Source organism: Nitratireductor indicus C115, assembly GCF_000300515.1.
In the GTDB taxonomy this organism is placed as follows: domain Bacteria; phylum Pseudomonadota; class Alphaproteobacteria; order Rhizobiales; family Rhizobiaceae; genus Nitratireductor; species Nitratireductor indicus.
Genome location: NZ_AMSI01000010.1, coordinates 25,190 through 38,125 on the forward strand (window position 1 = coordinate 25,190; position 12,936 = coordinate 38,125).

Annotated in this window: 12 protein-coding genes; 9 read left to right on the forward strand and 3 right to left on the reverse strand. The window is 60.9% G+C overall.

The features are described 5' to 3' along the window. Positions 1-26 precede the first annotated feature (26 nt). On the reverse strand, positions 27-1,541 hold the full coding sequence (locus tag NA8A_RS14860; RefSeq protein ID WP_009451151.1) for an ABC transporter substrate-binding protein: 1,515 nt from the start codon (positions 1,539-1,541) through the stop codon (positions 27-29). 181 nt (positions 1,542-1,722) lie between these two features. Between NA8A_RS14860 and NA8A_RS14865 the strand changes: the two genes are divergently transcribed. Continuing rightward, the gene (locus tag NA8A_RS14865; RefSeq protein WP_040672708.1) at positions 1,723-2,505 is read left to right on the forward strand and encodes an IclR family transcriptional regulator; all 783 of its coding nucleotides are present in this window, start codon (positions 1,723-1,725) and stop codon (positions 2,503-2,505) included. A gap of 42 nt (positions 2,506-2,547) precedes the next feature. On the opposite strand, the gene NA8A_RS14870 is transcribed toward NA8A_RS14865, so the two are convergent. After that, positions 2,548-3,615 (reverse strand): LacI family DNA-binding transcriptional regulator, encoded by a 1,068-nt coding sequence (locus tag NA8A_RS14870; protein ID WP_009451153.1) that lies wholly within the window; start codon positions 3,613-3,615, stop codon positions 2,548-2,550. Between the two features lie 210 nt (positions 3,616-3,825). On the opposite strand from NA8A_RS14870, the gene NA8A_RS14875 reads away from it, so the two are divergent. From NA8A_RS14875 to NA8A_RS14910, 8 genes are all read left to right on the forward strand, one after another. Then, positions 3,826-5,127, forward strand: coding sequence for an ABC transporter substrate-binding protein (locus tag NA8A_RS14875; protein ID WP_009451154.1), 1,302 nt, complete (start codon positions 3,826-3,828; stop codon positions 5,125-5,127). A gap of 83 nt (positions 5,128-5,210) precedes the next feature. Next, entirely contained in the window at positions 5,211-5,960 is a 750-nt protein-coding gene (locus tag NA8A_RS14880; RefSeq protein WP_009451155.1) for an SDR family NAD(P)-dependent oxidoreductase, read from the forward strand. Between the two features lie 15 nt (positions 5,961-5,975). Then, positions 5,976-6,860: a carbohydrate ABC transporter permease gene (locus NA8A_RS14885; protein ID WP_009451156.1), complete on the forward strand. Its 885-nt coding sequence runs from the start codon at positions 5,976-5,978 to the stop codon at positions 6,858-6,860. An 11-nt stretch (positions 6,861-6,871) separates the two neighbouring features. Beyond that, the gene (locus NA8A_RS14890) at positions 6,872-7,699 is read left to right on the forward strand and encodes a carbohydrate ABC transporter permease (protein WP_009451157.1); all 828 of its coding nucleotides are present in this window, start codon (positions 6,872-6,874) and stop codon (positions 7,697-7,699) included. Positions 7,700-7,704: 5 nt separating this feature from the next. Continuing rightward, positions 7,705-8,733: an alcohol dehydrogenase catalytic domain-containing protein gene (locus tag NA8A_RS14895; protein WP_240532797.1), complete on the forward strand. Its 1,029-nt coding sequence runs from the start codon at positions 7,705-7,707 to the stop codon at positions 8,731-8,733. Next, the gene (locus tag NA8A_RS14900; protein ID WP_009451159.1) at positions 8,733-9,812 is read left to right on the forward strand and encodes an ABC transporter ATP-binding protein; all 1,080 of its coding nucleotides are present in this window, start codon (positions 8,733-8,735) and stop codon (positions 9,810-9,812) included. The genes NA8A_RS14895 and NA8A_RS14900 overlap by 1 nt, the downstream gene beginning before the upstream one ends. Then, on the forward strand, positions 9,809-10,747 hold the full coding sequence (locus NA8A_RS14905) for a PfkB family carbohydrate kinase (RefSeq protein ID WP_240532798.1): 939 nt from the start codon (positions 9,809-9,811) through the stop codon (positions 10,745-10,747). Before NA8A_RS14900 ends, NA8A_RS14905 begins: the two co-directional genes overlap by 4 nt. Continuing rightward, positions 10,744-11,778, forward strand: coding sequence for a tagatose 1,6-diphosphate aldolase (locus tag NA8A_RS14910; RefSeq protein WP_009451161.1), 1,035 nt, complete (start codon positions 10,744-10,746; stop codon positions 11,776-11,778). Before NA8A_RS14905 ends, NA8A_RS14910 begins: the two co-directional genes overlap by 4 nt. Before the next feature lie 135 nt (positions 11,779-11,913). Here NA8A_RS14910 and NA8A_RS14915 read toward each other — a convergent pair whose 3' ends face one another. Next, the gene (locus tag NA8A_RS14915) at positions 11,914-12,918 is read right to left on the reverse strand and encodes a YeiH family protein (protein ID WP_040672757.1); all 1,005 of its coding nucleotides are present in this window, start codon (positions 12,916-12,918) and stop codon (positions 11,914-11,916) included. Positions 12,919-12,936: the final 18 nt, after the last annotated feature.

Genomic DNA, 12,936 nt, shown 5'->3' on the forward strand with positions numbered 1-12,936 from the left:
GCGCGCAAGCGCCGGCGCTTTCAGGATCACTGCTTCCAGCTCACCTGGAAGAAACGCACCACTTCGTCGGGCGTTGGCGTGAATTCCGCATCCTGGGTAAAGACATAGTTTGAGTTGTAGGAGAAGAGCGGAACCCAATAGGCCTGATCCGCGATCTTCTTCAGCGCCTCGGAATAATTCTCCTTGCGCACCGCCGGGTCGACGGAAGTATCGGCGGCGTTCAACCAGGCAAGAACCTCGTCGTCACGCGCAAAATCCTCCGCGCCGTGCTTGAAGAACTGGCTGGTGATGGCCGATGCGTCGTTGACCGAGTAGGAACCCCATGTCTGGAAGCTCATGCTCGTCTCGCCCTTGAAGCGCATGTCACGAAGAGCCGAATACTGGAGGTATTTCAGATTGGCCTGAATACCCACCTTGGCGAGATAGGAAAGCATAGCCTCCGCATAGGGGCGGTCGCGATAGGCATAGAAATCGACGGAGAACCCGTCGGGATAACCCGCTTCCGCCAGAAGCGCCTTCGCCTTCTCCGGATCGTAGTCATAGGTGGTCACGTCCTGCTCGCAGCCGAACTGGGTCGGGAAACAGGCTGAGTGAACGACCTTGGACTTGCCCTTGAGCAGGCTGTCCACGATGGCCTGACGGTCGATGGCATGGGCAATCGCCTGACGGACCTTGGCCTTGGTGATCGGATGATCGCCACTACGGCCAGCCGCATCGAGTTCCAGATAGCCGATACGCATTGTGCTTTCATTGGCCACCGTAAAGCGGCCCATCGCGGCAATCTTCTCTGCCTGATCGGCGGGAACGCCCCAGATGAAATCAAGGCCGCCGCTGAACAGCTCGGCAAGCTGTGTGTTCACATCGGGGATGGTGCGGATATCGACCGTGCCGATGCTGGCAGCGCCCTTGGGGCTGTCGTGATAGCCTTCATATCTCTTCAGGACGAAATGCTTGCCCGGCTCGACGCTTTCCACCTGATAGGGACCGGTTCCAACTGGCTTCAGCGCCATTCCGGCGGGGCCGGCCTCGGCATAATATTCGTTGGGATAGATGGAGACCGGACCGGCCAGATATTCGAACGCCGCCGGGAAAGGTCCATTGGTGATGATGCGGACGGTGTATTTGTCGACCTTGACCGCCTCTTTCATCCAGTTGACGTTGCGCTGGACCACGACACCGTTTTCCGGTTTGGCGACGAAGTTGACAGTATAGACCACATCGTCGGCGTCGAATTCCTCGCCATTGTGAAACTTTACGCCCTCGCGCAGCTTCAGTTCGAGAGTGGTGTCGTCGACCCACTGCCAGGACGTCGCCAGATTGCCCTCATACTCACCCGTTTCCTGGTTGAGATAAAGCAGGCCATCCCACACCGAACGCTGGAAGATCACGCCTTCCCGCGCCGAGTTGAAATAGCTGTCGACGGATTCGAGTTCCTTGGTGAAGGCGACATTGAGCGTGTCGTTGGCCTTGTCGGCCAGGGCATTGCTTCCGCTGAACGCCAGAACTGCGGCGACGGAGCCTACTAAGAGACGTGTCTTCATCAGTTTTCAAACCGGCTTGGCCGGCCCCCTCTTCTCGATTTTATTATATAGTAATATTGAAAACCATATTATAGTTAAGCGTATTAATCACTAGAAGGCTTGTCAAGAAAGCAGCGAATTGCGAAACGAGCGGTGTGGATTATCCGCACTGCGCATAAGGGGCGCGCCGGTGGCAGAAAAAGTGGCGAAAGAAAAAGAAAAGCAGAACACGCTGTTTGTCGGTTCGCTGGAAAAGGGGATGCGCATCATGAGCGCATTCAGCGAGTATCACACCGCCTTGGGCCTGACGGACCTGGCGCAACTGACAGGGCTGGACAAGAGCGCTGTTCAGCGCCTGACCAACACGCTGCACCAGATCGGCTACCTCAACAAGGATCCCGAATCGCGCCGTTTCAGCCCGTCGCTGAAGTTTCTCGAACTGGGCAATTCCTACCTGTGGTCCGATCCGCTTGTGCAACTTGCCATGCCCAAGGTGATCGAGCTTGGACGAAGGCTTGGCGAGCGGGTGAACGTGGCCCGCATCGACGGAGCGGAAATCGTCTACATCATCCGCATCCCGACGCAGCTCACCGCCTTCGGCGCCATGATCGCCGGGCGTCGCCTGTCGGCCCTGACCACATCCAGCGGCCGCGCGCTGATCGCCTGCCTTCCCGCCGAGGAGCGCAGGAAAGCGGTTGAGACCTGGCCGATCAAGGTGATGACCCCACGCACCACACTCGATCGCGGAAAGATCGCGGAAGCGGTGGAGGAAGCCGCCGCGTGCGGCTATGGCCTGACCTTCGGCGAAAATATCGTCAATGAAATCGGTATCGCGGCCCCAATTCCGTCCGATCGGGGCGCCTCGGTCGCCACCGTTCAATGCTCGGTTTCCGCTCTCCGCTGGACCGTGGAGAAAGTGCGCGAGGAACTTGCGCCTCAGATCATGGAAGTGGCGAATTCCATCCATCTGCCGGGCCAGGGCTGATCAAGCCCCCAACAATACCGCCACGGGTGATCCCTTCAGCGGTTAACCGGCCTCGTCGCGCGGTGGTGGAGCCGTGGATTCCCGCACCACCATGGAAAAGTCGATCTCCCTGTGCATGATGGGCGCTCCGCCGGAGAGGTGCTCCACCAGATATTCGCCGGCCCGCACCCAGATTTCATCCGTCGGCATGTGAATGGTGGTCAGGCTCGGCCGCAGGTGGCGGCTCCATTCAAGATCATCAAACCCCACCACCGACAATTGCGCAGGCACTTCGATACCGAGCTTGATGGCCTCCAGCATCACCCCATAAGCAATGACGTCATTACCGCAGATCACGGCTGTCGGCCGGTCGGCGCCCGTCAACAGAACACGGGCTGCCTGACGCGCATCATCGAGCTTGTAATTCACCTGCAAGTGCCACCGGTCGGGCGGCACGGCGTCATTCGCCGCAAGCACATCGAGAACACCGCTCACGCGCGCCTGTGCGCGGTCATTGTTGCGTTGGAGCGCCGCCACGATCGCCACCCGGCGATGCCCCAGCTCCATGAGATGACGGGCAATGCGCCGGCCTGCGGCGGTGTTGTTCACACCGATGCTTGGATAAGGCTTTTCAGGCTCATAGACACCGACATTCACAAACGGGATCTTCTGCGTGAGAAGCATGCGCCTCAGGTCGTCATGACGCTGGTCCCCACGCAGAATGAGACCGTCTATTCCCCGGCTGACCAGGTTGCGCGCCTGTTTCAGCTCCACTTCCAGATCATATTCATTGGTCGCGAGAAGCAGCAGATAATCCTTGGTCGCCAGATAGGTCTGCAGCGCCTGAAGCCCCTGGGCAAACATCGCATTGTCGATTGTGGGAACGATAGCTCCGATGGTGCGCGTCTTGCGTGACGAAAGCGCCCGGGCCGAAGCATCCGGAATGTAACCGATTTCATCAATCGTGGCGTGAATGCGCGCCCGCAGCGTCGCGCTAACGGAATCCGGGTTGTTCAAGGCCCGTGAGACCGTTGCCGTAGAGACACCCGCACGACGAGCGACCTCGCGTATACCGACGGATCGGCCTTCGCCGGAAACTGGTTTCTGCGCGTTTCTGCCAACCGGTTTCATGTTGCTTCCAGTAAAATCTCCTCCGGCCAGGCATTCACCAGGCCCCCGAAATTCAGTCTAGTAACGACTTTGCGCATTGAAGGCAAACCATACGAAGGTGGATTGACTCTCAGCACAAGCAGATTTATGTAACCGGTTACAGTTTCTCGTCGAGAACTGTCAAGCGCCGCTCCGGGAGGGACCGGCGCATGGAATTTGGGAGGATTCACAATGCAGCTACCCTTGAATTTGTCGCGCGCGTTTGCCGCCGCCCTGCTTGCCACCACCGCGATTTCCGGCGCAGCCGCGCAGGATTTTGACTGGAAGGCGCATCAGGGCGAAACGATCACCTTTCTCGCCAACAACAATCCCTGGGCCACCAACGTCCTGAAATACAAGGACGAGTTCGAAGCTCTGACAGGCATAACCCTGCGCGTGGACACATATCAGGAGCAGCAGATGCGCCAGCGCCTGCTGACCGTTCTCAATGCGCACAGCGATGAGATCGACATCTTCATGACCTTGCCATCGCGCGAAGGCCGCCAGTTCGCCGCAGCCGGATGGTACAGGGACCTGAAGTCCTATACGCAAAACGCCGTCTCACCCGATTACGATTTCGACGGCTTCGGAAGCGCGCTGGTGGAAGCCGCCGTGTTCGACGATGTCCTCACCGGCGTGCCGCTTAATATCGAAGGACCGATCCTCTATTACCGCAAGGACATCTTCGAAAAATGCGGCCTTGGCGCACCTTCCAAGCTTGAGGACCTGCCCGAAATCTCCGCCAAGCTCAAGGAATGCGCGCCCGACGTCACCGCCTTCGCAAGCCGCGGCCTGAAGCCCGCCCTGCCCTATACGTTCAGCAACTTCCTGCACAATGTGGGCGGAAGCTACATGAAGGACGGCAAGTCGAATCTGTGCTCGGACGAAGGCAAGAAGGCAATCGGCCTCTATGCGAACCTTCTGAAGGATTACGGACCGCCCGGAGCCGTCAACTACTCCTTCTACCAGCTCACCTCGCTCTATCGTGAGGGTCGCGCAGCCATGTCGTTCCAGTCCTCCAACGAGTTTCCCGCTGTCATGGAAGGCGGTGCCCGGCTCGAGGACACAGCGCTCATGCCGCTTCCAGCCGGCGATGGCGGCTCGCATCCCACCACGATCGGCTGGGCGCTCGCCGTCTCGAACTTCAGTTCCAATCCGGATGCCGCTTGGTATTTCGTGCAATGGGCAAGCAGCCCCGAAATGCAGGCGAAGCTCGCACTTGAAGGCATTGCCCCGCCGCGCAACGCCGTTGCCGAAAATGCCGGATACAAGGCTTGGCTCAGCGAACAGCCGGTACGCCAGGAATGGCAGACGGCACTCGGTCATCTGGCCGACCAGGGCACCTCGGAAGTCGGTTACCCGATCATCCAGAACCCGGAATCGCGCGAACATATCGGCCAGGCCGTCGACGCGGTGCTTCTCGGCACCAGCACGGTGGAAGAAGCCTGTGCCGAGGCCGACAAGCAACTGAATGCGCTGATCGAGCGCGAATAGCGCGCTCATATCCGGGGCGGCGCTCGCGCCGCCCCAAAATCGACACGTCAGAACGAAAACCGCCCGCGCGGCCTGAAGGGAACATGCAAGTGTCACCCACATCCTCCCCTTTTGCCCTTGCTCCGGAATTCACCGCCGTCGTCATCGGCGGCGCCGGCGGCATCGGCGCCTCGGTCTCGCGCCTGCTTCTCGATCTCGGCGCGACGGTGGTTGCAACCGGCATAAGCGAAGCGGAGTTGGCGACATGCGGTTTGCCGCACCATGACAAGCTTTCGCTGCGCGTCCTGAACGTTACCGACGACGCAGCCATGCGCGCTTTCGCGCAGTCCTTCGAACGCGTCGATGCGCTGATCAATTGCGCCGGCATTCTTCGGCGCGACGCGGAATATGAACTGGACGTTTTTCGCCAGGTGATCGACGTAAACCTCACCGGAACCTTCAGCGCCTGCACTGCCTTCAAGAGCGCGCTGACGAATGCCGGTGGCGCCATCGTCAACATTGCCTCCATGAACGCCTTCTCCGCCCTGCCGCGCATCCCCGCCTACTGCGCCAGCAAGGCCGGCGTGGTGATGCTGACAAAGGCGCTCTCGCACGCCTGGGCACCCGATGGCATCCGCGTCAACGCTGTTGCGCCCGGCTTCATCGAAACCGCGATCAACGCCGATGGGCGCAAGGACACGGCCCATTACGAGCGCATCGCGGCGCGAACGGCCATGAAGCGCTGGGGCCAGCCCGACGAGGTTGCAGGCACAGTTGCCTACCTCCTGATGCCCGCATCCGCTTATGTGACCGGCAGCGTGTATGCTGTCGATGGCGGATTTCTTGCAAGCTGACAGCGGAGAACGACCATGAGTGCGTCCACGACGACCCAGAAAGGCCCGCTCGCGGCCCAGCTCGCTGCATTGTCCATGCCCGCGGTGCTGTTCACCGTCGCGATGATCGCCTTCCCCTTCTGCTACACGATCTGGCTGAGCTTTCAGTCCATCTCGCCGACGGGCATGACGCGTTTTGAAGGTGTCGGGAACTATGTCCGCATGGTCGGTGACGACCAGTTCTGGAACGGCATCTATGTAACGGCATACCTCTACTTACTGTCGCTGTTTCTCCAGCTTGTCCTCGGCACTGCGCTGGCTCTTCTCCTGTTCCGTGCCAAGAAATTGCCGGGCATCATCCGGTCGCTGTTCATCTCACCCTTCATGATGCCGCCTGTGGTGGCCGGCATGATGTGGCTTGTTATTCTCGACCCGTCGCTCGGCGCGGCGAACTACATTCTGACCTCGCTCGGCCTGCCGCCTTCGGCTTGGCTTGCCTCGCCCGGTTTCGTAGTGCCGACGCTGGCTCTCATCGACACCTGGCAGTGGACGCCCTATGTCGCGCTGATCGTGCTCGGCGGCCTGCAATCCCTGCCGCCCAGCGTCTACGAGGCTGCCGAGATCGACGGGGCCTCGCGCTTCAGGATCTTCTACCGCATCACCCTGCCGCTTCTCCTGCCGACACTGGTGACGGCAACGGTTCTGCGCAGCGTCGATCTCCTGCGCTTCTTCGATCTTATCTACATCACCACCCAGGGCGGCCCCGCCAACGCTTCGACCACGCTCAACATCTACGGCTTCCGCACCGGCTTCGAATTCTTCCAGCTTGGCTATGCGAGCGCCCTGATGGTTACGCTGTCGGTCATCGTCCTGGGCACGGTGCTCGTGCTCAACCGCTTGCGCAACACAGTCGCCTGGTGAGGAGGAAAACCATGACCGAAGTCTCCGAAACCGACCGCTGGATGGGACGCCTGAACACGGTCCTGCTCATTCTCGCCGGCGTGATCGTCATCACCCCCACGGTGTGGATGATCCTGTCCTCCTTCAAGTTCTCTCACGAGGTGACCGCGTATCCGCCCAAACTGTTCTTCACACCCACCTTGGCGAATTACGCCACGCTGTCGGAGACCACGCCCTTCCTGCATTACGGTTTCAACAGTATCGTGGTAACGGCCTCCTCCACCGCGCTTGGCATGCTTCTGGGCGCACCGGCAGCATTTGTTGCCTCATGGACCCGCATCACCTGGCCCGCCATCGTCACGCTGGTCGCGCGCATGGCACCGGGTACGCTGTTCCTGCTTCCCTGGTATGTGATGTTTCGTCATGCAGGCATGATCGGCAGCTACTGGTCGCTGATCCTCACCCACGCCGTCATCACCATGCCCATCGTCATCTGGGTGTTGCTGCCATTCTTCGACAATATTCCGCGCAGCGTGTTCGAGGCAGCGCAGGTGGATGGCTGTTCGCCGTTCCGCATCTTCCGGCGCATCGCCCTGCCCCTCGTCAGCTCCGGCCTGGCCGTGTCGGCCATCCTCGCTTTCGTGTTCTCATGGAACTACTTCCTGTTCGCACTCGTCCTGTCGAACTCTGACACGAAGACGCTGATTGCCGCCTCCTTCAATTTCATCGGCGAGGGTTCGACCAACTGGGGCGGCCTGATGGCGGCTGCGACCCTCATTGCCCTGCCTCCGCTTATTCTCGCAACAATCGTCCAGCGCTGGCTGATTTCCGGTCTGACACTCGGCGCTGTGAAAGGTTGATCCCCATGAGCGCAACTCCAATGAACGTCACGTCGATGAACCATTCTTCCATGCAGGGCGCCGTCTTTCACGGCAATGACCGCATCACCATCGAGGAAGTTCCTGCCCCGCAGCCCGCCACCGGCGAAGTGCTGGTCAAGGTCCTACGCACCGCCCTGTGCGGCTCGGACTTCAAGCTTTGGCACAATGGCGCGGAGTTCACCGCCGGCCACGAGATATTCGGCCGCGTCGAACAGCCCGGCCACGCCTTCGATGGAAAGCGCTGCGCGGTCTACATCCCCCTTCATTGCGGTCATTGCGCTACTTGCCGGGCCGGCGACACGCAGATGTGCCTGGAAATATCCTCGCTGATCGGCTGGAATCGGGGCGGCGGCTACTGCGAATATGTCGCCGTGCCGGAAAACTGCCTGCTGCCGGTTCCCGACGACATCGAGGACGACCTGGCGCCGCTTCTGCTCGACACGATCGGCACCTCCGCCCACGCGGTGCGCGAGGCCGGCCGACTGGTGCCGGCGGACAAAAACCCGCCCGTGCTCGTCACGGGAGCCGGCCCCGTTGGCCTTGGCGTGATCCTGGCGCTGAAATCGCTGGGCTACCGCGATATCCATGTCTCAGATCCCAATGGCGAACGGCTCGCCATTGCCGAAAGCTTCGGCGCACGCGCCCATCCCGTCGGCGCGAAGGACACGCGCTTCGCCATGATCGTGGAGTGTTCGGGAGCTCATCCCGCACGCAACCTTGCCATCGAGCTCGTCCTGCCCAAGGGCGTCATCGTCCTGGTCGGCGAAAACGCTACCCCCTGGACCATCACTGAAGACAAGATCTTCCGCCGCAAGGATTTCATGATGCTGCGCACCTTCTATTTCCCGAAGGGCGACTTCGAAGCGAATGTCGAGCTCCTGCGCGCAAACCGCGACGACTATGCCCGGCTCGTGGACGATTCCTTCCCCCTCGACAGCCTGCCGGAGCGGTTCGCCCGCTTCGCAGAAGGCCGTCTCATCAAACCCGTACTCGCTTTTGAGGAGAAGCGCTGATGGCATCCATTAGCATGCGGAATCTGGTGAAGCATTATGGTGACTTCGCCGTCATTCCCGGTCTGAACCTCGAGATTCCCGATCATGAATTCGTCGTTCTCGTCGGTCCATCCGGTTGCGGAAAGTCCACGCTGCTGCGCATTCTGGCCGGCCTTGAAACCGTCACCGAGGGCGATCTGTTCATCGGTGAGGATCGCGTCAACGGCGTGCCCGCCTCCAAGCGCGACATTGCCATGGTGTTCCAGGATTACGCGCTTTATCCGCATATGACGGTCCGCCAGAACATGGCCTTCGCGCTGGAAATGCGCGGCATGGGTAAGGACGAGATCGAACAGCGCGTCAACCGCGCCGCCGAACTGCTCGACATCAGGCAATATCTCGACCGTCGGCCGAAGGCACTTTCGGGCGGCCAGCGCCAGCGTGTTGCGATGGGCCGCGCCATCGTGCGCGATCCAAAGGTCTTCCTGTTCGACGAGCCGCTGTCCAATCTCGATGCAAAACTGCGCGCGCAGGTACGTGCCGAGATCAAGGCGCTTTCCCAGCAACTGCGCACCACCATGGTCTTCGTCACCCACGACCAGATCGAGGCCATGACCATGGCCGACCGGATCGTCGTCATGAAGTCCGGCGTGATCCAGCAGGTGGGCACTCCTGAGGAAGTCTACGAACAACCGGCCAACCGCTTCGTAGCCGGTTTCATCGGCTCGCCAGCCATGAACTTCATCCCCGTCACCGTGGACGGTGCGGGCCTGCGCATGGAAGACGACCGCATCCTCAACACGGCAGGCATCTTCTCGCGCGAACTGCAAGACGCCGACAAGACACGCAAACTCGAACTCGGCATCAGGCCGGAACACTTCACCGTTGCTGCCGGCGACCCCGATGCAATCAAGGTCGACATTCATCTGGTGGAACCGCTCGGCTCCGATACGCTGGTTCACTTCAAGCTGGCCGGCATCGAGGCGATCGCACGCGTTTCGCCCGACCTTCGCCCGAAGCCCGGCGACCGCATGGCCCTGAAACCCGCCTCCGGGAAAGCGCATCTGTTCGATGCCGAAACCGGCGAGGCGATCCATTGAGCCGTGACGAAGCGATGATCGACACTCGCTGGACCGGAAACCGCGCCCGGGTCACATGTCTTGGCCTTTCCGCTTTCGATTACATTTGGAAGGTCGCGGAGCTTGCCGGCGAAGGCAGCCGCAAGCTGAAGGCTGGCGATTTCGCCAAGAAGGGCGGCGGCATGGCTGCCACCGCCTCGGTTGCCGTTGCAAGACTGGGGGGCGACGCTTCCTTCTGGGGGCGTGCCGGCGACGACATAGAAGGCCTCCAGATGCGCGATGCGCTGGCTGATGAAAATGTGAACGTCGAGAATTTTCGCCTGTTCGAGGGCGGTAGATCCTCGGTTTCCGGCGTGATCGTCGATGAACACGGCGAACGGCAGATCGTAAATTTCCGCGGCGGTGATCTGCCGGTCGATCCGGCCTGGCTGCCTTTGAAACAATTGCGTGGAACAGGGGCCGTGCTTGCCGATCCACGTTGGCCTGAAGGCGCAGAAGCCGCCTTCAAGGCTGCTCGCGCGGAAGGAATTCCCACCATCCTTGATGCCGACATGGCCGAGGCAGAAGTGTTCGAGCGTCTTCTTCCACTGACCGATCACGCGGTCTTTTCCGCCCCTGCTCTCACTGCCTTTGCCGGTTCCGTCAGCGCCCTGGAACGCGTTGCCACCCATGGCTGCAGGATTGCGGCCGTGACGCTTGGCGGCGAAGGGGTCCGCTGGCTCGAAGACGGTAAGGAGGACCACCGCCCGGCCTTTCATGTCAACGCGGTCGATACGACCGGCGCGGGCGATGTCTTTCACGGCGCCTACGCCTTCGCCATCGCCGCCGGCGCGCCCGTAGGCGACGCAATGGGCTTCGCATCCGCTGCCGCCGCCCTCAAATGCACCAAGCCCGACGGGCGCAGCGGCATTCCCACCCTTGAGCAAACCTTGCAGTTATGGAGACACAAGCAATGAGCACGATCGGCAAGATCCGTGGCCTCACCCGGCTGGCCAGTGAAGACGGATATTTCACCATGGTGGCGCTCGACCAGCGCCCGCCGCTGATCGGCGCCATCGCGAAGGCAAAATCCATCGTCCCCGAGGCCGTCACCTTTTCCGACATGCTGGCCGCCAAGCGGCTGCTGGTAAAGTCGCTCGCCGGCGATGCAAGCTCCATGCTGTTCGATCCAAACTTCGCCATTCCTGCGGCAATCGACATACTTCCGGCCAAGACCGGCCTGATCGTGACGCTGGAGGAGCATCGCTTCGAGGACACGCCGGAGGGCCGCAAGTCACGTTCCATCGACAATTGGAGCGTCGAGAAGATCCGCCGTCTGGGTGGCGACGCCGTCAAGGTGCTCGCCTGGTATCGTCCCGACGCAAGCAAGGAGGTGCTTGCCCACCAGCAGGCCTATGTCCGCGCCGTCGGCGCCGAATGCCAGCGCTATGATATTCCCTATGTTCTGGAACTGCTGGTCTATCCATTCCCAGACAGCGCGAAGCACACGACCGACTATGTGGAATCGCCCGACAAGAAGGCCGAACTGGTCATCGAAAGCGTACGCGAATTCGCCAAGCCCGAATACGGCGTCGACCTCTTCAAGCTCGAGACGCCGCTTCCCGCAGCATCGCTTCCCGAAATGGACGGCAGCGAAGCCCACCGCAAGGCCGCGAAGGAGTTCGAAGCCATCGGCCAGATCTGCGCCGATGCCGGCGTTCCCTGGGTTCTTCTCTCCGGCGGCGCAACACCTGCCCAGTTCGAGCGGGTCTTGTCCTATTCCTACGCTGCCGGGGCACAGGGCTTCCTTGCCGGCCGCACGATCTGGCTCGACGCCATACAGTCGCATTTCCCCGACGAGGCGGCGGTTCTGGCCGAACTCGATGACGACGGACGCGCCCGCCTGCGTGCGCTGTCCGACCTGACGCGCCAGAAGGCAAAGCCGTGGAAAGGCGCTTTCGAAACAAGTCATTGCGAGCGCGAAGGAGCGTTTGCGGCAAATTACTGACCGCCTCCAGAACAAAAAGGCCGGCTATCGAAACACGATGGCCGGCCTTTTTTTGTGTCCAGCTGAAGCGTTTTGCATTCAGGTGGAATTGCATGGCCTCCGCACAAATGCGGAAAAGCTGGGAGATGAACTGATCTAGATGTAATTGACGAGCACGATCGCCAACAACATCAGGAAAACGGTGATCGAGACCACAACGCTGATATGCCCCGCGCCAAGCGCAAACATATCCTTGAGCGCTGTACGCGCCCCCAGTGCTGCGATTGCCGTGATCAGGAGCCAGCGCGAGAGTTCGGACAGGAAACTCGCCACCACCGGCGGAATGAGGCCGATGCTGTTGGCCACCACCAGCCCAGCGAAAAGCAGTACGAAGGACGGCAGCGAAACCTTGCCCTGCGCCTCGCCGCGCATGGAGACGAGCATGATGCCGATCACCACGACGGGCAGGAGAGCAACCCGCAGGAGCTTGACGAAAGTGGCGATGTCGCCCGCTTCCTCCGAGACCGCATAGCCTGCCCCCACCACCTGCGCCACATCGTGAATGGTTGCGCCGATCATGATGCCGATCTCGTGCTCGCCGAAGCCAAGCGCCGAAAACAGGATCGGATAGACGATCATGGCGAGCGTGGAGAGCCCCGTCACCGCTATCACGGTAAAAAGCGTGTTCTGTTCACGGTCCGGCCGATTGGGCAGCACCGCCGAGATGGCAAGCGCGGCCGATGCCCCGCAGATCGCCACCGCCCCGCCCGTCAGCAAACCGAAAGTCCAGTGCCGACGAAACAGCCGCGCCATCAGGAAGCCGAAGCCGATTGTCGCCGCCACACAGATCAGCACGAGGATGATGGGACGAAGCCCCAGGGAGCCGATCTGCTCGAAGGTGATGCGCGCACCCAGAAGCCCGACGCCGAAACGCAACAGGGATTTGGACGCAAAGGCGATGCCGGCCGCACTGCGCGGCTCGCTCGACATGAAATTGAAGGCCATGCCGAGCAGCAGCGCGAAGAGCATGACCGGAGCGGTGTAATGTTCAGCAAGGAAGTTGGCCGCAAGAGCCAGCACCACGGCGAACATCACGCCGGGCGCAATGCTCCTGATGAAGCTGATCTGGTCCTGCGCGGCAGGCAGAGCGGGAATGCGCATGATCTTGTTCCGCAATTC